Source organism: Streptococcus mitis (assembly GCF_001281025.1).
In the GTDB taxonomy this organism is placed as follows: Bacteria; Bacillota; Bacilli; order Lactobacillales; family Streptococcaceae; genus Streptococcus; species Streptococcus mitis_AK.
Genome location: NZ_CP012646.1, coordinates 296,547 through 318,227 on the forward strand (window position 1 = coordinate 296,547; position 21,681 = coordinate 318,227).

Sequence of the window (21,681 nt, forward strand, 5' to 3'; positions counted from 1 at the left end):
TCGATTCTCTGAAATCATCTGTGCTACGTAGGTAGGCATTGTAGATTTTTTGTTTACAACTTTCAAGAAAATGGAGAAGGTAAACTAGCCTTCCCCATTTTAAGGTTATATCATTTTGCAACTTTGTTGTAAAAAGCTATTGAAACAGACTATTTGTTCATTAGTTGCCTAGTTTACCCATTCACCATTACCATTTACACGGTAACCATCTGGTGTTGTTGTGCTCACAGCCAAAGCTCCAGAATCGTAGGCATAGTACCAGTGCGGTCCGACTTTAAACCAACCTGTCTTCATGATACCTGCTTCGTCAAGGTAATACCAAGTGCCATTTTCCTTGTACCAGCCTGTCTTCATAGCTCCTGAGCCATCAAAGTAGAACCATCTATTTCCGTCTGTACCCCAGCCTGTAAACATAGCACCTGAGCTACTCAAGTAATACCAGCTACCATCTACTTTTACAAATCCAGTTTGCATGACACCTAGGTCATCCAAGTAGTACCATTTACCATCCGTTTTCACCCAGCCTGTCTTCAGATCACCAGACTCATAGAAATACCATTTTCCATTAGATTGCACCCAACCAGATTGGTCTGAACTAGAAGTTCTAAATTCTTTCAGCGCTTTTTCTACAACGACTGCTTTACTTTTAACTGTTGAAAGGTTTGAGGAGGTCACTTCTGTATACTGAATAGCAGGACCATATCCACCAGCCAATTCCTCTGAAGAAGCATCATCACCTAAAGCTAGAGAAATCGTTGCTACTTTCTGAGAACTAGCTGCATTTTTAAAAGCAGCGAGCCCCACATAGGTAAATTTAGAATTGATCAAAGCCTCATAATAACCTGTAAATTCTTTAGATGTTTCACCCTTCTTTTTCGCTACATAATTCGCCTTCTCAGCATGCCAGTTTTCAATTGCTTTTAGAAAACCTTCATAGTTCACATCTAAAGCTTCTCCTCTTATACTATTACTAGATGGAAAAGCAGTCCAGATTTCTTTCGTAGAAAGACGCTCAGGTTTCAGAGTTACTGACACCTCAGTAGCTCGTACAAAAGCAGTTTTCTCAAGATCAGTAGACCATTTGATAGGGACATACTTATCTACCAAACCTTCATCAGCTGCTTCCTTACGAATCTTATTAATCGCATACAAAATAGTTTGTTTATTTGGGGTTAAAAATTCTCCCTTAATCCCAACCAAAACATTGCCACTAGAAGGATTTAGCACTTCTGAGCTCAAGACATTTTCATTTCTACCATCTGCAGATTGTGTTGCCACAAGTCTGTCGTTGGCAAAAACATCATTTGTCAAAACTGCTCCAGCTAAAGTCAAAGCCAAGGCGCTAGCAAATACAATTTTCTTCATTTTTTCTCCTTTTATCCTTTAGATAGGACAGGTATTTTCAATATTAAATTATATCATATTTTCCTATTCTTTACCCATTTCTACTAATGTTATAAGGTAAATACTATTCCCCAAAAAGTAGAAATTCCTATCCTTTTATTTCACAACAAGCTCATAACGTGTCTTGCTTGTAAAGGTTTGACCGGCTTTGAGAATGACTTGGTCTTTGAGGTCACTGTGAATGGCATCTGGTAAAGCTTGCGCTTCAAGGGCAATCCCATTGTGCTGTACCATTGGCCGACCTCCTATGATGACACTTTCATCCACAAAGTTTGCTGTGTAGACTACAAAGCAAGGAGCCTCTGTCTTGAAGAGCAGGAAGCGACCTGAGTTTTGGTCATAAAGAAAACCAGCATTGTCATGACCTGCAGGAAGGGCAAATGGGTGGTCCAAACCAGACACCAGCTGGATTTGCTCATCTTCTTCTGCAAAGATATCCTTCAACAAAGCTCCATTGTAGATGTGTTTAACCACATCACGAGTAGCATCTGGAGTTTTGACAGGAACACCGTCGGGAGCGATTGGATAAATGCCCTCTGTGTTTAGTTGGAAGACATGACGGTCAATCGTCTGCGTGAAATCACCAGACAAGTTGAAGTAGCTGTGATTAGTTGGATTGACCAGCGTATCCTGATCGGTCGTTACCTTGTAGCTGATTTCATAGGCACCAGTTTCTTCTAAGTGGTAACTGATCCAAATCTTGAGATTTCCAGGAAATCCTCCTGTCTCATCTGTACGCTCTGTGTAGAGGGTCAAGCCATGATCGCTCACCTCAACTAGTTCAAACAAGCTCGAATCCCAACCTGTTGAACCACTGTGGTTACAGTTGCTAGCATTGTTGACTTCAAGGTCATAGGTCTTGCCATTAAGCTCAAATGTCGCACCAGCAATACGACCTGCAACAGGGCCTACGCTAGCTCCATGCTTGGGACTATTTCCCACATAGCTTTCAAAATCATCAAATCCCAAGATAATATTTGCAAAATTTCCAGCCTTATCAGGTGTGACGTAGCGCAAGATGGTCGCACCATAAGTCATGACCTCAAGTTGGTAGCCACCGTTCGTCTCAAATCGATAGGCCAAAGCATCTTGTCCCTCAACATTTCCAAACACACGCTCTGTGTATGCTTTCATTCTGTTCTCCTTTTACTATTTCTCTCAAGCAAACAAACCATAGAAAGCGCCTTGACAATCTATGGTTTATCTGATGATTTACAAATCCTCTTGTCAAGAATTCATAAACACTGTCTTATACTCAATGAAAATCAAAGAGCAAACTAGGAAGCTAGCCGCAGGCTGTACTTGAGTACGGCAAGGCGAAGCTGACGTGGTTTGAATTTGATTTTCGAAGAGTATTACTTTTGATATTCGTGGATGATAACACCTTGTACCACACGGTTTACTGTACCTGTAGGAGACGGTGTATCTGGTTTGTTTTCCACTTTAAGCGAAGTCAATAGGGCAAAGAGTTGGGCATAAACGATGTAAGGGAAGACACGGTAAATATCATTCAAGACACCGCCACAACCAAGGGCCACTTCTTTGACATTTTCAAGACCAAAGGCTTGATCACTCAAAAGCACGATACGACGAGCAATCTGGTCACCAGCAACTTCACGAACCAAGTCCAAGTCGTACTTACGAGTGTAGTCTGTCGTTGTACCAAAGACCAAAACAACTGTATCTTCGTTGATAAGAGATTTTGGACCGTGACGGAAGCCAACTGGGCTTTCATACATGGTCGCAACCTGACCAGCTGTTAATTCCAAAATCTTGAGCTGAGCTTCATGAGCAAGTCCGAAGAAAGGACCAGCACCAAGGTAGATGACACGGTTAAAGTCTAGGTCAACAAGCTCTTTGACATCTTCTGCCTTGTCTAGAACTTTACGGGCAAGACTAGATACAACTTCAAAACGTTCAGCTTTCACAGCAAATTCTGTAGGATCAAAGACCAAGAGAGCTGTTAGCATCATAGAGGTAAAGCTAGAAGTCATGGCAAATCCAGCGTCATTAGAAGCAGCTGGTTGCAAGAGCAAGAGATTACGGTCATCGCCGTGGGCTTGAAGAGCCAATTTACCGTCCGCTGCACAAGTAATCGTCACTTGGTAAAGCTCATCCACCAAGGCTTTGGCCAAATCAACAGTCGCCACACTTTCAGGCGAATTTCCACTACGAGCAAAAGATACAAGGACAGTCGCCACATCTTTTTTCAAATAAGTTTCTGGATTGGCAACGATATCTGTTGTTGCAATAGCATTGAAATTCCATTTGCGTTCGTCATAGACTTCCTTAAAGTAAGGTACCAAGGTATCTCCCACATAAGCAGAAGTCCCAGCACCTGTCAAGATAACCTTGATATAATCATGTTTATCAGCAATCCCTTGCAGGAAAGCTGCAATTTTTTCACGTTGTGCTTGATAAGATTCAAAAGCTTCTTTCCATACATCAGGTTGTTGGTAGATTTCACGCGTAGTGATTTCTGCACCCAATTCGAGCAAGTCTTCTTTTGTATAATGTAGCATTGATTCCCTCTTTTTCTATTAAATATGGGAATGGGAGTAAGCCCCATTCCCATGTATATTCTATATAAAATGCTCTAACGATTTTCACGTTGTCACATCTTATTCATCTTCGTCATCATCAAAGCCAGCTAATAAGTCGTTGACTTTCACAATGCTTTCTGCAGCACGGCTCTTGTAGTCCGCATCTGCGCCTGTAAGGCTCGCATTGATAAATTCAATCACCATTGGAAGATTCATCCCTGCGTAGAGTTCAATGTCGCGACCTTCCATGATCAAACGGCTTACCACGTTACATGGTGTACCACCGAGAAGGTCCGCAAAGACTAGGAAATCATCCAATCCTTCAATAGCAGCTTCAAATTTAGCAGTAAAGTCTTCTGGGCCATCTTCTGGAAGAAGAGCTACTGTATAAATATTGTCTTGTGGACCCATAATCATTTCTGTGCTACCTTTAAGTTCTTCACAGAAGCGACCATGGCTCACCAAAATTAATGATTTAGCCATAGATTATGCGCCCATTCCAAGCAAGAATTTACCGATGAATGAAAGACCTACTGCAAGAGCGATAATGATACCGATAGCTTTAGTAGAAGTCATACCTTTCTTACCAAGCAACCAGAAGATAAAGGCAGTAAAGATTGCTGGAAGCAAGCGTGGGAAGATTGAGTTCAAGATATCTTGGAAGTCAATCATTTTTTCACCAATTGGCAATTTATAAGAAACTTCAAAGTTGATCATTGTTGCTACAAGAGCACCCATCATGAAGACACCAAGTACAGATGCAGCGTCAATCAAAGCTGTCAAAGTACTTTGCATGTTGTTGATAAGGTTAACCCCTTCTTTGTAAGCAAATTCCAATTGTTTCCAACGGAAGATGTCATAAGCTACTGCAACTGCAATCCAAAGGAAGATACCCCAAGGTTGGCCAGCGATAGCCATAGTTGCTGCGACTGACCCCATGATAGCAGGTACAAGTGAACCAAAGATTGTATCTCCAAGAGGAGCGAATGGTCCCATCAAACCTGTCTTGATACCGTTAACGGCGTCTTTTGCACCCACACCATCTTTTTCTTCCATGGCAAGGTCAAAACCAGCGATAATAGTGTGGAAGAATGGTGAAGTATTGAAGAATTGAGTATGAACTTTCATCATTTCTTTCAATTCAGGAGTGCCATCCCCATACATTTTACGCAACTGAGGCAGGATCATGTAAAGGTAACCAGAAGCTTGCATACGTTCATAGTTCCAACCCAATTGGAAAGTAAACAAGCTACGTTTGTTGATTTGATTAAAATCTTCTTTTGTAAGTTTGTAATTAGAATTCGTCATCTTCGATTTCCCCACTTTCTGATGGTGTAGAAGGTGCTGCTACAGCTACTTTTTGGCTATTTTTGAAGTGAAGCACTGCTAAGAAGATACCTACGATAGAGATACCAATCATAGACAATCCTTTGAAGTTGTTCACGAAACCAATTTTTTCAGCAACATCTTTAGGTAGAGTACCGATAATACCTGCAACAGCGCCACCAAGACCTGTTACATATGAGTAAAGAACAGTCAACATAGCTGTCAAACCAAATCCCATAGCAAGGTAGTGAAGGTTACGTTTAACTGGAAGGTAACGAAGCAAGATTGCAAATCCAAGACCTGGAAGCATACGTCCTGCAAGTGTCAAGCCATCTGCAACCCATTTGTAGGCTTCAACGAAGTCTACCACTGATTGTACGAAGGCACCACCAAAAGCAAGGGCAAAGAAGACTGGAAGGGCACGAGATAGAGCCCAAGGAATCGCACCAAGCAAGTAGTTGCGTTCAATACCTTTATAGTCAAAGCGTTCGATTGCAGCATCCACACGGTGAGCGAAGAAAGTAGTTGTCATACGTCCAAGAACGTCGAAGTAAGTCAAGAGAGCTGCTACTGGCACAGCGATTGTTGTAATCGCCAGTGATGCATCAATTCCTTGTGAAACAGAGAAGGCTGTCGCAAGAACCGCACCAGAAGTTGCGTCGATACGAGAAGCACCACCGAAGGTACCAACCCCAAGAACGAACAGTTGCAAGTTACCACCGATAAGCAGACCAGTAGTCACATCTCCCATAATTAAACCAGTAATGAAACCAGCAAATACAGGGGAACCTGCAGATGAAACGATCGTCAACTCATCACAGATTTGATAAGCTGAGTACAAAGTGAGAAGTAAAATTTGCCACCATTGTATCATAACAATGACCTCCTAAAAATTTTTTCCTATTTTAATAAGCTCAAAAAGTCTGAAATTGGATCATTTGGAACCATTTGAGCAGTAAGTTTAACACCTTTTTCTGCCAGTTTATGGAAATCTTCCACATCCTTGTCCACTACGTTGATAGAACGTGTGATGGGGCGAGTTTCTGGTGTTTGAGACATATTCCCAACATTAAGGGTTTCAAGTGGTACACCTGCTTCTACCAAACCAAGGAAGCGGTCTGGTTTACGAGCCACGATAAAGAGACGTTGGCTATCATATTTACCAGCAAGAATATTGGCTGCCGCTTTTTCAATTGGCAAAATACTCAATTTCACACCTGGTGGTGTCGCGAGTTTCAAACCACTCTTTTCAACGTCGTTGTTGACAACTTCGTCATCTACAACCATAATACGTGAAACATTTAGTTTTCCAGCCCAAAGATTGGCTACTTGTCCGTGGATCAAACGTCCATCGATACGGCATCCTACAATTGTCATAAGTTTTCCCCCTTTATGTGTTTTAGTGTAGGTTTTCGAGTTAAATGAATCTCTTCTTTATATTCACCTTCTGTTTCAAAGATGATGATGCGGTTTGCACCTTCCTTGAGGTAGCTATGAGGGATATAAAGTGAGAGGGTCGGGCCGACGTTCCAAAAACGTCCTAGGTTTTGCCCATTGACAAAGGCAACTCCCTTACCAAACTCAGACAAGTCTAGGTAAGTATCTTTTGGCTCTTCGACCATAAAGTCATAAGCGTAAAAGCCTGGTTGTCCTTGAGTCCATCCTTTTGAAAAATCAATTTTCTCAGGATTATCTAGTGGGAGTGGATAGTGTTTCCAGTTTAGTAAGAAGTGCAAATCCTTACAAACCCCTGTCCGAATTCCCTTACGTTGCGTATCTGCTAAGAACTTATGTCCATAGTTGACACGCCCCATATTTTCTACCAAGATATCCAATCTAGATAGCGCTTTCTTTTCGCCTTGATAAAAAATATCTTCCCCAATCTCTGTCTGATATTGGGTTTCGACCCACTGACCATCGACATAAAGCTGAGCTCTATCTCGACCGTCAATGATACGAAGTCTTTCTTCTTCTGCATCCCAGTTTGTTTCTGTTCGATAGAGTAGGTAGCCATAACTTTGTCCCAACTCCTCCATCTTTTTAGGATAGAGGCTTTCTACAGGACTTGACAAGCTATCCAAGGTTTCAAACAAGGAAACTTTTTCAACTAGTGGAATAGCATCCAACTCCATACTCTCTTTGTAGAGTGGTTCCAACTGGGGATACTCTGGGAAATGTGTTGCCATCATCTTCTTGACTGCCAAATATTTGGCAGTTGGATTTCCTTCTTCATCCAGAAGGGCATCGTAATCATAAGATGTAACTTGTGGCAGGTCCAAAGTCCCTCGAGCTGAGCAACCATTCATGAAACCAAAGTTTGTACCACCATGGAACATGTAGAGATTGATAGAGCCTTGTTCCAAAACCTCTCGAACTGCATCTGCCAACTCTTTCGGATCCCGTGTGATAATCGGCTCTTTCCAACGATTGAACCAGCCATCCCAGAACTCCATACACATGAGCGGCCATTTCTTGCCATGTTCATCAAAGAATTCCTGCATCTGTGAAAAGTTGTACGGAGCTTTAGAACCAAAGTTTCCTGTTACAAAGAGGTCATCTTCGATTAAGGTTCCAGCTTTCAGAGTAGCTCTCCATGGACCATCTGATGTAAAGAGAGGACAGGTTACGCCACGCTCTTCCATCAGCTGTCGAATGGCTCTCAGATAAGCCTTATCTTCTCCATAAGAACCATACTCATTTTCAACCTGCATCATGAGGATATTGCCACCATTGTCCAACAAATGTGGAACCAATCGTGACAAGAGCTGGTCATAGTAGCGACCGACAGCTTCAATATAAGCAGGATCTGAGGAACGAAGCCTCATATCTTTGGTTAAAAGCCAAGCTGGTAAGCCACCGAATTCCCACTCCGCACAGATGAAGGGAGAGGGACGAACGATAGCGTAGAGACCCAAATCTTGTGCTGTTTGGAGAAATCGCTCCAAATCCAGAGCTCCTTCAAAGTGAAACTCACCCTCACGAGGCTCATGTAAATTCCAAGCCACATAAGTCTCTACTGTATTAAAACCAAGAGCCTTCAAGTTATAGAGCGAATGATACCAATCTTCTGGAGGAACCCTAAAATAATGAATGGCGCCAGATAAAATCTTAAATGATTTTCCATCGAGATAAAAATCATCTCGTATCTCAAATCGTGTCATATTCTTACCTTCTGACAACTAAAGTTTACGCTTTCATTTGTTGATATAGTAAATATAACTCAATATCTTACATTTGTCAATAGGTTTTCACAATTTTTTTCATTTTTCACTAAATTTTACACAAAAAACTTATAAAAATCTTGTAATCTATAGGCATAACAACATTTTAGTACCATGTATAAAAATGTAGATTTTTCTATTTATTCCTATGTAAATTAACCTTATAGCCTATTATTCTAATTTTTTTATTCAAAAGGCTACTATTCTTTCCAGTTTTATGGTAAAATCTTTAACGGAGAAGGAAAATCGAGGTGAAAATATGGCAATTCCAAAGTATCAATATATTAAAGATGAGTTAAAGAACAAAATCATTTCTGGTCAATTTGCCAGTGGAGATAAATTCTACACTGAAGCTGAATTGATTGCAATGTATGATGTGAGTTCTATCACAGTTGTACGCGCCTTAAACGACCTTGCCAAGGATGGCTATATTGTCCGTCAACAAGGAAAGGGTACATTCGTTTCACGCGCACGTAAACACAAACTCGTAGAGTTTTCAGATGTAGAAGTTTTTGAAACTAAAGATGATAAAGTTACCGTCCTTTCTATTGAGCGTGGAAACAAACTAAGCTACTTAGAAAAACTTGGACTACGCGGAGATCAGTTCTACTACAAGATTGAACGCGTACGCGAAACAGGTGGTGTTGTGTACATCTACCATACATCTTACATCCCAGAACAATACGTCAACGCAAATTATCCAAATCTTGAATATTATAGCTCTATCTATAACCGTTTCAAATTGGATTACCACATTCACATGAATGATGAACATTTTGAAGAAATCAATGAAATAGCATTTCCAACTCCAGAACATGTGGCTTCGGTCCTCGGAGTCGATGAACAATTCCCAACCGTTTTACAAACCAAGACTACTAAACTAGAGTCTACTGGTCAAGTTCTCGCATACAGCGAAACATATAAACGCGCAGATTACTACAAAATCAAATTCATTTCATGTGACCGTGATCACTAAGAAGAAAGTCTAAGCCTAATCGCTTGGGCTTTTTCTATGCTTATTATATGACATTAAAAATGTATTTTCTATATGTCAATTAAGATAGACTAAATTTGTTTAAATTTTACTAAAATATAGGTAATTTTTATCAAAAGTACTTGAAGACAAAATAAAAATCGAAGTTCTTCTACTCCAGTAAATAGAGTAATAGAACTTCGATTTTATTTTAATTATCCTAAACCAAGACGTTCAAAGATATCATCCACTCGTTTAGTGTAATAAACTGGGTTAAAGATCTCATCGATTTCTTCTTGTGTGAGGCGTGATGTCACCTCTGGATCTGCCTCAAGAAGTGGTTTAAAGTCTACTTGGTTGTCCCAAGAGTAGGCTGTTTTTGGTTGCACCAGGTCATAGGCTTGCTCACGGGTCATACCTTTCTCAATCAAGGTCAACATGGCACGTTGACTGAAAATCAAACCGAAAGTTGAGTTCATGTTGCGGATCATATTTTCTGGGAAGACCGTCAAGTTCTTGACGATATTTCCAAAACGGTTGAGCATGTAGTCAATCAAAATAGTCGTATCTGGCGTGATGATACGCTCTGCTGATGAGTGAGAGATATCACGTTCATGCCAGAGAGCAACATTCTCATAAGCTGTAACCATGTGACCACGGATAACACGCGCCAAACCTGTCATGTTCTCAGAACCGATAGGGTTACGTTTGTGAGGCATTGCTGAAGACCCTTTTTGCCCTTTGGCAAAGAATTCTTCTACTTCTCGTTGTTCTGATTTTTGCAGACCACGGATTTCAGTCGCCATACGCTCGATAGAAGTCGCGATACTAGCAAGAACTGCAAAGTACTCAGCGTGAAGGTCACGAGGAAGCACCTGTGTAGAGATTTCTTGAGCACGGATACCCAATTTGTCGCAGACATATTGCTCTACGAATGGTGGGATGTTGGCGAAGTTTCCAACCGCACCAGAAATCTTACCAGCTTCCACTCCAGCAGCCGCATGCTCGAAACGTTCGATGTTGCGCTTCATTTCGCTGTACCAAGTCGCCAATTTAAGACCAAAAGTTGTAGGCTCAGCGTGCACCCCGTGGGTACGACCCATCATGATGGTGAACTTGTGCTCCTTAGCCTTATCAGCAATGATGTTGGTGAAGTTTTCAAGGTCACGACGGATGATATCGTTGGCCTGCTTGTAGAGGTAACCGTAGGCTGTATCCACCACGTCGGTAGAAGTCAAGCCATAGTGGACCCACTTGCGCTCTTCGCCAAGAGTCTCAGAAACCGCACGTGTGAAGGCCACCACATCGTGGCGAGTCTCTTGCTCAATCTCCAAAATACGGTCGATGTCAAAGTCCGCCTTCTCGCGAATCAAAGCCACATCTTCCTTAGGGATTTCCCCCAACTCAGCCCATGCCTCGTCAGCCAAGATTTCCACCTCGAGCCAAGCACGGTATTTATTTTCTTCAGTCCAAATGTTCGCCATCTCAGGGCGAGAGTAACGGTCGATCATGTTGTTTCTCCTTAATTTAGAAGATTAATTCTAAATATCTAAATTCTGTTTCAAATACTCAGTTAATGCTTCTTGTCTATTTTTTCTACTTCTGATATCAGTTGATGCTCGAACACCAGTAGCATATTTTTTGTACAAATATAAATTAGCATCCTCTGAAAGTCCCTCATCTTCTGTAACTTCTAAGTCCTCAAAACTTAATATTTTAGTTACAGCGTTAGCAAATTTTTCTAATTGTTCTCTTATTTTCTCTCTATTATCTGACGAAAATGGTATAGAATCCCTTAACTCATAAAATGTTAGAAATAAAGTATAGAAATCCGTAACATTTTTCCACCTCAAGCCACTTAAAGAAGGAAAAATTGAAGTTATCTCTTTTGATATTAAGTCAAAGTTCTCTTCTAATATTTCGCTCTGGTCAAAACTTCTTTCATAAGCTTCATAATACCTATCCAGATTATCTTTTTTATTTTGATAGCCATTTAACATAGCAATCGCTAACTCGCTAATATATTCAGCATCTAGCATTCTTCGAACTTTAGTTGAGGTAAATATTCCCATTTTCCCCCAATAAGATTTATCAGCAATTTTATTGATTGTTGTAATGAAATCACCTGTATACAATGCTTGTCTTAACTCCTGTGCATTTAAGGTAACATTATTCTTATTAATTCTAGTAAAAATGCTTCTGAGGTCTGATTCTGACATTTCTGGAAGCTCTCGCACAATAAATTTATATCCATAAAACTTTTTCTTATCATCCTCAGATAAATCTGAGAAATATAGCCCAGCCCATTTTGGAACAGTCTCTGATTCATCAATTGGAAACTCACCATCAATAAATTTTAGAAAGGAAGTTATTCTCTGCTGACCATCAACCACAATATATTCCGAAAATCCTTCTGCGTTAGTCACTTCTTGTATATACAACTCTGGAATTGGATATCCATTTAAAATAGAATCAATCAAGAAACTTCTCTGTTTATCTGTCCATACTACATTTCTTTGAAATTTTGGCCTAACTATCAGAGTATTATCGATTCTTCTCTGATTGAACCACCCTATATTTTGACTTGTGAAATTTAAATATTCAACCATTATTACTCTCCAACATTTTTTCTTTAGCTGTTTTTATACTATTTATCTGATAATCTCGAAACGCCTTGTGATCCATATAGATTCTGTAATGCCATTCTCTGTTACCAATATCTTCATCGCCGTCATCATACTTTAATTTTATTTCTGTTAAAGCATTATTCCACTGAATACCAAATGAAATTTTTTCCCAAATTTGATCCATCGCAATTGTTCCATAGAAAATAAGTCGATTTTTATGATCATTAATTTTCGTCCTGCTCCTTGTATCTAAGTTTGTCAAATCTAAATTTCTAATTTCATGCCATGCAATACCAAAGTAATGAGGAGAGATAATCCCAATATCGATATCTGAAGTTGCATCAAATTTTTTAAAATTTTTTTGAGGATTTAAACTCACTCCCAGACAAGCCGATCCTGTTATTATTATATCTCTTGGATCAATTTTTAAAGCCTTAGCAATTCTATGCTTCCACTCAATAAATTCCATAAATGAATCGTTAAATATAAACGGAACTGCGTCCATAATATACCTAGAGACAAAAATATCACTTTCTACACTCATTAATTCATTCCGTACTTCCACGATATATTACCTTCTCCAACTATCAAATCTGTTAATATTCTCATTCCTATATTTCAATACACTATCAATTATAAATCGAAACTGAAAACCACCATGCTTTTCATACATGCTATTCAAAATCCTCTTTTCCAATAAACACAGATGGGTAATGATCTAGTGTATTCAAATCCGTATCCATCGGTAGATCATAGATAGCTAAATAGTTTTCAGGGTATTGTGTAGCTAGTTCTTCATATTTAGCTTGTACGTTATACTGGTCAGCACTAGCAAACAAGACTTCGACAACTGCCCCAGTCTTATCCTTTTCAATAAATGCATTAACAATAATTTGTATCATAGACTTGTCCTAAAAATCAATCCCTTTCCCAAACTCATCTGGCACATTACTAAACAAAGTCACATGTCCCATCTTGCGGTTGTGCTTCGCTTCTATTTTACCATACATGTGGAGGTGGGCGCTTGGATTTTCTGTGACATATTTTTCAGCAGCTTCGACATGCTGGCCGAGGACATTGAGCATGACTGCTGGTGCATGTAGTTTGATGGCTGGCAATGGTGCCCCCAGAACACCTAGAATATGGGTATCAAATTGGGAGAAGTCGCAGGCTTCAATCGAGTAGTGGCCCGAGTTGTGTGGACGTGGAGCAATCTCGTTGACAATGATGTCGTCAGCTGTCGCAAACATTTCCACGCAAAGGGTTCCAGACAGGTTGAGCTGTTCAGCGATTCGCACTGCCATAGCTTTAGCCTTGTCAGCTAGACTCTCAGAAATGCGGGCTGGCACAATGGTCTTAGACAGAATGTTGTTTCGGTGGATATTTTCCTGAACTGGGAAAACTGTCACGTCCTTGCCATTTCCTGACACGATGACGGAAATTTCGAGGTCAAAGTTGACAAATTCTTCCAAGACACAGTCTGCTGAATCCGCTAGCGCATAAGCTTCTTCCAAGTCCTCTGCCGAGCGAATGACCTTTTGCCCATGCCCATCGTAGCCACCAGTCGCCGTCTTGAGGACATAGTTTTTGGACAGATCAATCTCCGCCAAGTCTTGGCTAGAATTCACAACCTTGTATGGTGCTACAGTGACTTGAGCCTTATTTGAGAGAAAGTCCTTTTCAAAAATCCGATTTTGGGAGATGCGAAGGAGGTCGGTTCCTTGAGGAAGTTGACCATCCTTGATGACAGCATCCAAACCGTCAGCATCGACATTTTCAAACTCATAGGTGAGGACATCGCAACGCTCAGCCAACTGACGCAGAGCAGCCACGTCATTATAAGGCGCCACAATGATTTCCGCCACGCGAGAGGCTGGGCAATCAGCCGCAGGATCCAGCGCGATAACCTTGTGGCCCATGTAGATAGCAGAAATGGCCATCATTTGACCCAGCTGGCCGCCACCGATAATTCCGATTGTTTTAGATGAGCTCATTTGACGACTCCTCTGCGATTTTTCCTTGCTCCTCTGCGAAATCTGCCAGTGCTGTCGCGATAGACTGATCCTCTACTGATAGGAGACGAAGGGCGAAGAGAGCCGCATTGGTCGCACCTGCTTCACCGATAGCCATAGTTGCGACAGGCACTCCACCTGGCATCTGGACGATAGAGTAGAGCGAGTCCACACCACTAAGGGCACGCGATTTTACGGGCACACCAATGACTGGAAGGGTTGTTTTAGCTGCGACCATACCTGGCAAATGAGCTGCGCCACCTGCACCTGCGATGATGACCTTGATACCACGACTACGCGCTTCTTCGGCATGCTTGAACATAAGGTCAGGTGTGCGATGGGCAGAGACAACCTTCTTTTCGTAAGCTACACCGAAGCGGTCTAGGACTTCTGCTGTTTTTTTCATGGTTGCCCAGTCGGATTTTGAGCCCATGATGATGGAAATTACTGGTTTAGTCATAATTTTTCCTTTTCTTCTTTTTTGATAATGGTCTTAGGTGGTGGGGACGGAAGCAAACCTTCGGTTTCATTCCTAAACTTGGAGCCTAAGGTCTCAAAGTTTCCCCCGACCAGAACATTCACTGTTCTGGTCTTTTCACCACGGCGACCATTATCGTATTTGGCGACTTCGTCGCGTTATTCTTATATCTTTACTTAATCGCCTTGCTTCCGATATCGGTTCGGTAGAAGAGCCCTTCTGTGTTTTGTTTGTCGAGTTGGCTGTAGATGGTGTTTTGGGCTTCTTTGACGGTGTCTGCTGTGGTAACTAGCATATAAACACGTCCACCGTTTGATAGCAGTGCTCTGCTATTTTCCGCAAACTTAGCCCCTGCATAATAGGTGATAATGTCGCCTTCTGTCTTGGCTGGCAACTTGACACCTTTTTCATAGTCTAGCGGATAACCATTGGATGCGACAACCACACCCAGAGTCACACCCTTGTCCGTCCAGGTGATGTTTGGCTCCTTGCTATCCAGAATATCTGTGATATTTTGGGCAAAATCAGAGGTCAGACGAGGCAAGATAATCTGAGTTTCTGGATCTCCGAAGCGAGCATTAAACTCGATGACCTTAGGTCCATCAGCTGTCAAGATAAGCCCTGCGTAAAGAACTCCCAGATATGGACGCCCTTCTTGGATCATGCCCTCTAGGACTAGCTTGACAATAGTCTCCACCGCTGTATCAACTACACTCTGTGGCAAGTGAGGAACTGGTGCATAGGCACCCATACCTCCCGTGTTAGGACCCTTATCGCCATCGTAGGCACGTTTGTGGTCCTGAGCCGTTGGCATGATGTAGAACTTGTCACCATTGACAAAGGCAAAGAGAGAGAACTCCTCCCCGTCAAGGAATTCCTCGATAACCACACGCGCACCTGAATCACCGAATTTATTGTCTAAGAGCATCTCGTGAGCGGCTTCTACTGCTTGCTCAACCGTCTCGGCAACGACGACACCCTTCCCAAGTGCCAAACCATCTGCCTTAACGACGATAGGAGCGTCTTTCTCCTCGATATAAGCCTTGGCTTCCTCAAAATCTGAAAATGTGCCGTAGGCTGCTGTCGGAACGTCGTATTTGACCATGATTTCCTTGGCAAAATCCTTGGACCACTCCAGCTCTGCTGCCAATCTTGTCGGACCAAAGGCTTTGAGCCCAGCTTTGTTAAAATCATCCACAATCCCAGCCGCAAGAGCGTCATCTGGCCCGATAAAGGACCAAGCGATATCATTGGCTTTTGCAAACTCAATCAATTTAGAATGTTCGGAAATAGAGATATTTACCAATTCCAAACCATCCAGAGTCATCCCATCATTCCCAGGAGCAACAAAAACCTTTTCTACTTCTTTTGACTCAAGCAATTTCTTAGCAATCGCATGTTCACGACCACCCGAACCGACAACTAACAGCTTCATTCCTCAACCTCTTTTGCGAATTATTTACTAATATTATACCACAAACGTTCGTTTTAATCTTGTTTCACTCCGCGTTTTTACGCAAAAAAGGAAAGAAACTGTTTTCTTCCCTTTACCTTCTTAATGTCTAAAATGTCTCACGCCTGTAAAGACCATAGTCAAGCCATATTTATCCGCAGCTTCGATAGACTCTTGGTCACGGACAGACCCACCTGGCTGGATGATGGCCTTGATACCTGCTTTGGCGATTTCTTCCACGTTATCCGCAAATGGGAAGAAGGCATCAGAAGCAAGCACAGCGCCGTCCAGACGGTCTTTAGCTTGGTCAATGGCAATACGGACTGAAGCCACACGATTGGTTTGACCTGGGCCAACACCAAGTGTCATATGGTCGTTGGTCACGATGATACCGTTTGATTTGACATACTTGATAGCCTTCCAAGCAAACTCAAGAGCTGTCGCTTCTGTCTCAGTTGGTTGGCGTTTGGTCACCACTTGCCAGTCAGCTGGGCTTTCCTTGACCACGTCTTGGTTTTGCACCAGAAGTCCACCTACTACGCCTGTGTATTCTGCTTCCACTTCGCTAGCCTCTTGAGCATCAAATGGCAAGGAAAGGATACGCAAGTTTTTCTTTTTATTGGTCAAAATGGCTAGCGCCTCATCGGTATAGCTTGGTGCGATAATGATTTCAAGGAAAACGCCGTGCATCTTCTCAGCTGTCGCAGCATCCACCTCACGGTTGAGAACGACGATACCACCAAAGATAGAAACTGGGTCAGACTCATAAGCGTAGTCCCAAGCTGTTTCGATATCATCAGCTTGACCAATTCCACATGGGTTCATGTGTTTGAGAGCCACAACGGTTGGACGGTCTTTAAAATCACGGATGATACGAATGGCCGCATCAGCGTCACGGATATTATTAAATGACAATTCTTTCCCGTTGAGCTGTTTCGCTGAAGCAATCGAGTAGTCAGTCGGCAAGGCTTTTTGGTAGAAGTCCGCGTCTTGTTGAGGGTTCTCACCGTAACGCATAGCTTGTTTGAGGTCATAGGTCAAAGTGAGCTTTTCAGGTTTGCTTTCCCCCACTTGAGCTGTGAAATACTCTGCAATCAAGGCGTCATAAGCCGCTGTATGACGGAAAACCTTGGCTGCCAAACGTTGGCGAGTTTCATAAGTCGTTTCACCATTGGCTGACAACTCGTCCAAAACCACAGCGTAGTCAGCAGGATCTACCACAACTGTAACACTGGCATGATTTTTCGCTGCTGAACGAAGCATAGATGGCCCGCCGATATCGATATTCTCCACCGCATCAGCGTAAATCACGTCTGGTTTGAGGATGGTTTCCTTAAATGGGTAAAGGTTTACCACAACAAGATCAATGAGCTCAATCTGGTTCTCCTTAGCTGCTTCCAAGTGACTATCCAAGTCACGACGAGCCAAAAGTCCCCCGTGGATATTTGGATGAAGGGTCTTGACACGGCCATCCATCATCTCTGGAAAACCAGTCACATCATCGATGGCAATGGTCTTCACCCCAGCATTATCAAGGGCAACCTTGGTCCCACCTGTCGAGATAATCTCCCAACCAAGTTTTTTGAGTTCTTGGGCAAATTCAACAATGCCCGCTTTATCTGAGACGCTGATTAAAGCTTTTTTCGTCATTCTATTCCTCTTTCTTTAGGTCCAAGCGCATAGCGACTTCGTTATTTTCTTCTATAAATCCTGTTTCCTGAAAACCCAAACTAGTCAACAGGTGCTTCATTTTTTCATTTCCAACCACATAATCTGCGATAATATGATTGCAAGTGCTATCCATCTGAGCCTTTTTGATCAGAACTTCCACAGCTTTTCGTCCATAACCTCTTCCTTGGTACTGTTGGCCAATCATTATCCGCCAGATAAAGTATTCCGCTTCATCCTTGTCTATTTCCAGCAGGAGAAAGCCAACCACTTGCTTATCCCAATAGATCGCCATCGGAAACACATCTTCGTTTTTCCGGTAGAGCCATGCATCAGCTAAAGAGCGTACATTTGGAGCCACGAAACGTGCTCGTTCATCAGCTTCAGATATTTTCAAATCCAGCACTGCCTGAAAACTGCTCTCATCTACTAATTTCAGTTCAATCATTTTTTCTCCTTTTGAATAAATAGGGTTTTGAGGTGATTAAAGACTAATCTAACTCATATAAAAGGTAGTTATCAAAATTTATGATTCCTTTGAGGTAATCTCGGTCTGCTTTAGACAACTCAAATTCTGGAAAAGTCGCAATTAAACTGGACAAATAAAAATAATTCGGGTGCCTACGATAAGAAAAACCTGCTTGACCGAATTTCCCTTGACAAAAATCATAGGCAAGTTTCAATTCTTGACTTGTGACACCGTCTAAAATTTTATCTAACTCTGAAAGCTGACTTTTATCAGTATTTTCTATCATAGCTTTCACTGTATTTACTAAAACAAAAAGAAAATCATTAGTATTATCCAGTAGGATTGGTCTGTTAGATAACTTATTCTTTAACTCCATATAGTATTGGTCCATAATCATTTCTTCCTCTCCACTCCCAAAATATCCAACAATTCTGGATACAGTTTGTACTCTGTTTCGTGTATGCGAGTCTCGAAAGTATCTAGGGTATCCCCTTCAAGCCGTGGCACACGCACTTGTTTGATAATCTTTCCTGTATCCACACCTGAATCCACCCAATGAATGGTCACGCCGCTCTCAGCAACTCCAGCATTCCAAGCATCCTCAATCCCATGAGCTCCTGGAAACTCTGGCAGGTAGGCTGGATGAATGTTGATAATCCGACCTTCATAAGCCGCCAATAAGGTTGGCCCAACGATTTTCATGTAGCCTGCTAGGCAAACCAAGTCAATCTGGTGTTCTTCCAAAAGTTCGACAAGGGCTGCTTCGTAGTCTGCCTTACTCTCAAACTCTTTGAGTTCAAAAGCATAGGACAGAACGCCGAGCCTGTCCGCCCGCTCGAGCACATAAGCGTCACGATGGTCTGAAAAGACAAACTCCACCGGAAACTCTTCAGCAATCACCTGAAAATTTGAGCCATTACCAGAGGCAAAAACCGCTATTTTTTTCATTTGATGATGACACTTTCGTTTTCTTTCTTGACGATGCGACCAATTTCATAGACTGGTTCATCCAATAATTCTTTGACACGCTCTACATTTTCAGGGCTGACAGCCAACATGAGCCCCACACCCATATTGAAGATTTCAAACATTTCTTCATGCTTGATTTCACCGTATTTTTCAAGGGCTTTGAAGATTGGCAAAACTGGTACCTTGCTTTCTTCAATCTCAGCTGCTAGGTCAGCTGCAAACATACGAGGGACATTCTCAATGAAGCCACCACCTGTGATGTGGGCAATACCGTTGACCAAGCCTTCCTTGATAAGTGGCAAAACAGCCTTGACATAGATACGAGTCGGCTCAAGCAAAACTTCCTTGAGTTTCTTGCCTTCCAATTCTGGCAAAACTTCCTCACCTGTGTAGTCTGCAAAGACACGACGAACCAGAGAGTAACCATTGGAGTGAATCCCACTTGAAGCAAGTCCAAGAAGAACATCTCCTTCTGCCACCTTGGAGCCGTCAATAATTTGAGATTTTTCAGCCACACCGACTGCAAAACCAGCCAAGTCATAGTCATCTGCACCATACATACCAGGCATTTCAGCCGTTTCTCCACCAATGAGGGCGGCACCTGCCTTTACACAACCTTCTGCCACACCAGCGACTACTTGTTCTAGCTTAGCTGGTTCATTCTTGCCAGTTGCGACGTAGTCAAGGAAATAGAGGGGCTCCGCACCTGTAGCGATGATATCATTGACACACATGGCCACACAGTCCTGACCGATGGTATCGTGCTTGTCGTACTTGATAGCCAGCATGAGCTTGGTTCCGACACCATCAGTTCCTGAAATCAAGACGGGTTCTTTAACCCCAGTCTTTGAAAGGTCAAACATACCACCAAAGCCACCCAGAGCTCCCATGACACCTGCACGCTCCGTACGTGCCACGTGCTTTTTGATTCGTTCAACAACTTCATAACCCGCTTCAACATCTACACCCGACTGGGCATAAGCATTCTTATTTGTCATTTTGTCTCCTCTTCCTTTCCTTTAATGGAGAATCTTTATCCGTCTATTTGTAAAAACTGGTCTTTTCTTCCAAACTTCGACGATAGTCTTCCTCATAGTCATAGAGAGGTGTTGGGTAGTCACCGTCAAAGTAAGCGACACATAGACCACCATTTGGCGCATCCGTTTCAATACCAATTGACTCAATCAAACCTTCAACAGACAGATAGGTCAGACTGTCCGCACCAATGATTTGGCGAGTTTCTTCAACCGTATGATTGGCCGCAATCAGTTCCTGACGGGTCTGGATATCAATCCCGTAGAAACATGGATAAGCTAGCGCTGGACTGCCAATAGCCACGTGAACCTCAGTTGCACCCGCTTCTTTCAAGAGCTGAACGATACGACGAGAGGTTGTTCCACGTACAATAGAGTCATCAATCATAACCACACGCTTGCCTTTTACAACACCAGAAACAGCAGATAGTTTCATCCGCACCCCTTGCTCCCGCAATTCTTGAGTCGGTTGGATAAAGGTCCGTTGGGTGTATTGGTTCTTGATAAGGCCCATTTCATTTGGTAGCCCAGATTCTTCCGCAAATCCCATAGCCGCGCTGAGGGAAGAATTGGGCACACCTACCACAATATCTGCCTCATGCTTGAATTCACGCGCCAATTGGGCACCCATACGTTTACGAGCCGTATGGACATTGACACCATGAATATTAGAATCAGGGCGAGCAAAGTAGATATACTCCATGGAACAGATTGCTAACTGAGTATCATCTGTATAGCTATCATACTGGATGCCCTTGTCATCAATGATCACAATCTCACCTGGCTTCAAATCACGAATCCATTCAGCACCAATAACCTCAAAAGCACAGGTTTCAGAGGAAACCACCACCGCTCCGTTGGCCATTTTCCCGATAGAAAGTGGACGGAAACCATTGGGGTCAAGAGCCGCAATCAACTTGTCCTCAAACAGCAAGATATAGGCAAAACCACCTTTGACAAGGCTGAGCGCTTCCTTGATTTTGCCCATCAAGTTCGGATTGTGACTGCGACGAATGAGGTGAGCCAAGATTTCTGAGTCCGAAGTCGCGCTGAAAATCGCTCCTCTTTGTTCCAGTTCTTTCTTGAGAGAGGCTGCATTGGTCAGATTTCCATTATGAGCCAATCCAAACTGCATATCGTGAAAACGGAAGAGGAAGGGCTGAATGTTATCTACAGAAGCTTCGCCAGCAGTCGCGTAACGAACATGCCCAATCGCACCAGCTCCTGTCAATTTATCTAAGTTAGCAGGATTTCTGAAGACTTCTGATAGAAGACCCATATCGCGATGCCGCTGTAGTTTCCCTTGGTCATTGGAGAGGATTCCTGCCCCCTCTTGACCACGGTGCTGAAGACTGTGGAGTCCAAAATAGGTCAATTTAGCAGCATCTGGATGTCCCCAGATACCGAAAACACCACATTCTTCATTAAGAGATTTTACTTCGTATGTCATTTTATATACCTAATTTTTATTTGTGTAGCACCAAGAGCTAAATCTACATGACTT

At 42.4% G+C, this 21,681-nt stretch carries 22 protein-coding genes; 1 reads left to right on the plus strand and 21 read right to left on the minus strand.

The features are described 5' to 3' along the window. Positions 1-168: 168 nt before the first annotated feature. From RN80_RS01600 to RN80_RS01635, 8 genes are all read right to left on the minus strand, one after another. On the minus strand, positions 169-1,365 hold the full coding sequence (locus RN80_RS01600; RefSeq protein ID WP_060627273.1) for a CAP domain-containing protein: 1,197 nt from the start codon (positions 1,363-1,365) through the stop codon (positions 169-171). A gap of 135 nt (positions 1,366-1,500) precedes the next feature. After that, positions 1,501-2,538: an aldose epimerase family protein gene (locus RN80_RS01605; RefSeq protein WP_060627274.1), complete on the minus strand. Its 1,038-nt coding sequence runs from the start codon at positions 2,536-2,538 to the stop codon at positions 1,501-1,503. 221 nt (positions 2,539-2,759) lie between these two features. After that, the gene (locus RN80_RS01610; RefSeq protein ID WP_060627275.1) at positions 2,760-3,926 is read right to left on the minus strand and encodes an SIS domain-containing protein; all 1,167 of its coding nucleotides are present in this window, start codon (positions 3,924-3,926) and stop codon (positions 2,760-2,762) included. 99 nt (positions 3,927-4,025) lie between these two features. After that, the gene (locus RN80_RS01615; protein ID WP_079164010.1) at positions 4,026-4,430 is read right to left on the minus strand and encodes a PTS sugar transporter subunit IIA; all 405 of its coding nucleotides are present in this window, start codon (positions 4,428-4,430) and stop codon (positions 4,026-4,028) included. Between the two features lie 3 nt (positions 4,431-4,433). Further along, positions 4,434-5,255, minus strand: a complete 822-nt coding sequence (locus RN80_RS01620) for a PTS system mannose/fructose/sorbose family transporter subunit IID (protein ID WP_060627276.1) — start codon at positions 5,253-5,255, stop codon at positions 4,434-4,436. Next, the gene (locus RN80_RS01625; RefSeq protein WP_000617009.1) at positions 5,242-6,147 is read right to left on the minus strand and encodes a PTS mannose/fructose/sorbose/N-acetylgalactosamine transporter subunit IIC; all 906 of its coding nucleotides are present in this window, start codon (positions 6,145-6,147) and stop codon (positions 5,242-5,244) included. Before RN80_RS01625 ends, RN80_RS01620 begins: the two co-directional genes overlap by 14 nt. A 26-nt stretch (positions 6,148-6,173) precedes the next feature. Then, the gene (locus RN80_RS01630; RefSeq protein WP_000156972.1) at positions 6,174-6,650 is read right to left on the minus strand and encodes a PTS sugar transporter subunit IIB; all 477 of its coding nucleotides are present in this window, start codon (positions 6,648-6,650) and stop codon (positions 6,174-6,176) included. Next, positions 6,647-8,434: a glycoside hydrolase family 35 protein gene (locus tag RN80_RS01635; RefSeq protein ID WP_060627277.1), complete on the minus strand. Its 1,788-nt coding sequence runs from the start codon at positions 8,432-8,434 to the stop codon at positions 6,647-6,649. Before RN80_RS01635 ends, RN80_RS01630 begins: the two co-directional genes overlap by 4 nt. Positions 8,435-8,753: 319 nt before the next feature. On the opposite strand from RN80_RS01635, the gene RN80_RS01640 reads away from it, so the two are divergent. Further along, on the plus strand, positions 8,754-9,470 hold the full coding sequence (locus RN80_RS01640) for a GntR family transcriptional regulator (RefSeq protein ID WP_045610828.1): 717 nt from the start codon (positions 8,754-8,756) through the stop codon (positions 9,468-9,470). A 212-nt stretch (positions 9,471-9,682) separates the two neighbouring features. Here the strand turns inward: RN80_RS01640 and purB are convergent, their stop codons facing one another. The 13 genes from purB to purF all read right to left on the minus strand — a co-directional run bounded on the left by purB (position 9,683) and on the right by purF (position 21,627). Next, complete coding sequence (purB, locus tag RN80_RS01645) at positions 9,683-10,978, minus strand: adenylosuccinate lyase (protein ID WP_060627278.1); 1,296 nt, start codon at positions 10,976-10,978, stop codon at positions 9,683-9,685. A 30-nt stretch (positions 10,979-11,008) separates the two neighbouring features. Next, positions 11,009-12,076 carry a DUF262 domain-containing protein gene (locus RN80_RS01650; RefSeq protein WP_060627279.1) on the minus strand — a complete coding sequence of 356 codons (1,068 nt, stop codon included), beginning with the start codon at positions 12,074-12,076 and terminating at the stop codon, positions 11,009-11,011. Further along, positions 12,069-12,659, minus strand: a complete 591-nt coding sequence (locus RN80_RS01655) for a hypothetical protein (RefSeq protein WP_155455661.1) — start codon at positions 12,657-12,659, stop codon at positions 12,069-12,071. Before RN80_RS01655 ends, RN80_RS01650 begins: the two co-directional genes overlap by 8 nt. Before the next feature lie 109 nt (positions 12,660-12,768). Next, positions 12,769-12,996: a hypothetical protein gene (locus tag RN80_RS01660; RefSeq protein WP_060627281.1), complete on the minus strand. Its 228-nt coding sequence runs from the start codon at positions 12,994-12,996 to the stop codon at positions 12,769-12,771. 9 nt (positions 12,997-13,005) lie between these two features. Continuing rightward, positions 13,006-14,088 carry a 5-(carboxyamino)imidazole ribonucleotide synthase gene (purK, locus tag RN80_RS01665; protein WP_060627282.1) on the minus strand — a complete coding sequence of 361 codons (1,083 nt, stop codon included), beginning with the start codon at positions 14,086-14,088 and terminating at the stop codon, positions 13,006-13,008. Then, the gene (purE, locus tag RN80_RS01670) at positions 14,075-14,566 is read right to left on the minus strand and encodes a 5-(carboxyamino)imidazole ribonucleotide mutase (protein WP_060627283.1); all 492 of its coding nucleotides are present in this window, start codon (positions 14,564-14,566) and stop codon (positions 14,075-14,077) included. The genes purK and purE overlap by 14 nt, the downstream gene beginning before the upstream one ends. Positions 14,567-14,756: 190 nt before the next feature. Beyond that, positions 14,757-16,019: a phosphoribosylamine--glycine ligase gene (gene purD / locus RN80_RS01675; protein ID WP_060627284.1), complete on the minus strand. Its 1,263-nt coding sequence runs from the start codon at positions 16,017-16,019 to the stop codon at positions 14,757-14,759. 120 nt (positions 16,020-16,139) lie between these two features. Beyond that, positions 16,140-17,687, minus strand: a complete 1,548-nt coding sequence (gene purH / locus RN80_RS01680) for a bifunctional phosphoribosylaminoimidazolecarboxamide formyltransferase/IMP cyclohydrolase (protein WP_060627285.1) — start codon at positions 17,685-17,687, stop codon at positions 16,140-16,142. 1 nt (position 17,688) lies between these two features. After that, the gene (locus RN80_RS01685) at positions 17,689-18,153 is read right to left on the minus strand and encodes a GNAT family N-acetyltransferase (RefSeq protein WP_060627286.1); all 465 of its coding nucleotides are present in this window, start codon (positions 18,151-18,153) and stop codon (positions 17,689-17,691) included. Between the two features lie 43 nt (positions 18,154-18,196). Then, a complete protein-coding gene (locus RN80_RS01690; RefSeq protein WP_002224354.1) occupies positions 18,197-18,565 on the minus strand; it encodes a hypothetical protein in 369 nt (122 codons plus the stop codon). A 2-nt stretch (positions 18,566-18,567) separates the two neighbouring features. Further along, entirely contained in the window at positions 18,568-19,122 is a 555-nt protein-coding gene (purN, locus tag RN80_RS01695; RefSeq protein WP_060627287.1) for a phosphoribosylglycinamide formyltransferase, read from the minus strand. Beyond that, positions 19,119-20,141, minus strand: coding sequence for a phosphoribosylformylglycinamidine cyclo-ligase (gene purM / locus RN80_RS01700; protein WP_060627288.1), 1,023 nt, complete (start codon positions 20,139-20,141; stop codon positions 19,119-19,121). Before purM ends, purN begins: the two co-directional genes overlap by 4 nt. Positions 20,142-20,184: 43 nt before the next feature. Beyond that, on the minus strand, positions 20,185-21,627 hold the full coding sequence (gene purF / locus RN80_RS01705) for an amidophosphoribosyltransferase (protein WP_060627289.1): 1,443 nt from the start codon (positions 21,625-21,627) through the stop codon (positions 20,185-20,187). Between the last annotated feature and the right edge of the window lie 54 nt (positions 21,628-21,681).

Coding starts and splice junctions, on each gene's coding strand:
- RN80_RS01600 (WP_060627273.1), bottom strand. CDS start 1,365: ATGAAGAAAATTGTATTTGCTAGCGCCTTGGCTTTGACTTTAGCTGGA.
- RN80_RS01605 (WP_060627274.1), bottom strand. CDS start 2,538: ATGAAAGCATACACAGAGCGTGTGTTTGGAAATGTTGAGGGACAAGAT.
- RN80_RS01610 (WP_060627275.1), bottom strand. CDS start 3,926: ATGCTACATTATACAAAAGAAGACTTGCTCGAATTGGGTGCAGAAATC.
- RN80_RS01615 (WP_079164010.1), bottom strand. CDS start 4,430: ATGGCTAAATCATTAATTTTGGTGAGCCATGGTCGCTTCTGTGAAGAA.
- RN80_RS01620 (WP_060627276.1), bottom strand. CDS start 5,255: ATGACGAATTCTAATTACAAACTTACAAAAGAAGATTTTAATCAAATC.
- RN80_RS01625 (WP_000617009.1), bottom strand. CDS start 6,147: ATGATACAATGGTGGCAAATTTTACTTCTCACTTTGTACTCAGCTTAT.
- RN80_RS01630 (WP_000156972.1), bottom strand. CDS start 6,650: ATGACAATTGTAGGATGCCGTATCGATGGACGTTTGATCCACGGACAA.
- RN80_RS01635 (WP_060627277.1), bottom strand. CDS start 8,434: ATGACACGATTTGAGATACGAGATGATTTTTATCTCGATGGAAAATCA.
- RN80_RS01640 (WP_045610828.1), top strand. CDS start 8,754: ATGGCAATTCCAAAGTATCAATATATTAAAGATGAGTTAAAGAACAAA.
- purB (WP_060627278.1), bottom strand. CDS start 10,978: ATGATCGACCGTTACTCTCGCCCTGAGATGGCGAACATTTGGACTGAA.
- RN80_RS01650 (WP_060627279.1), bottom strand. CDS start 12,076: ATGGTTGAATATTTAAATTTCACAAGTCAAAATATAGGGTGGTTCAAT.
- RN80_RS01660 (WP_060627281.1), bottom strand. CDS start 12,996: ATGATACAAATTATTGTTAATGCATTTATTGAAAAGGATAAGACTGGG.
- purK (WP_060627282.1), bottom strand. CDS start 14,088: ATGAGCTCATCTAAAACAATCGGAATTATCGGTGGCGGCCAGCTGGGT.
- purE (WP_060627283.1), bottom strand. CDS start 14,566: ATGACTAAACCAGTAATTTCCATCATCATGGGCTCAAAATCCGACTGG.
- purD (WP_060627284.1), bottom strand. CDS start 16,019: ATGAAGCTGTTAGTTGTCGGTTCGGGTGGTCGTGAACATGCGATTGCT.
- purH (WP_060627285.1), bottom strand. CDS start 17,687: ATGACGAAAAAAGCTTTAATCAGCGTCTCAGATAAAGCGGGCATTGTT.
- RN80_RS01685 (WP_060627286.1), bottom strand. CDS start 18,153: ATGATTGAACTGAAATTAGTAGATGAGAGCAGTTTTCAGGCAGTGCTG.
- RN80_RS01690 (WP_002224354.1), bottom strand. CDS start 18,565: ATGGACCAATACTATATGGAGTTAAAGAATAAGTTATCTAACAGACCA.
- purN (WP_060627287.1), bottom strand. CDS start 19,122: ATGAAAAAAATAGCGGTTTTTGCCTCTGGTAATGGCTCAAATTTTCAG.
- purM (WP_060627288.1), bottom strand. CDS start 20,141: ATGACAAATAAGAATGCTTATGCCCAGTCGGGTGTAGATGTTGAAGCG.
- purF (WP_060627289.1), bottom strand. CDS start 21,627: ATGACATACGAAGTAAAATCTCTTAATGAAGAATGTGGTGTTTTCGGT.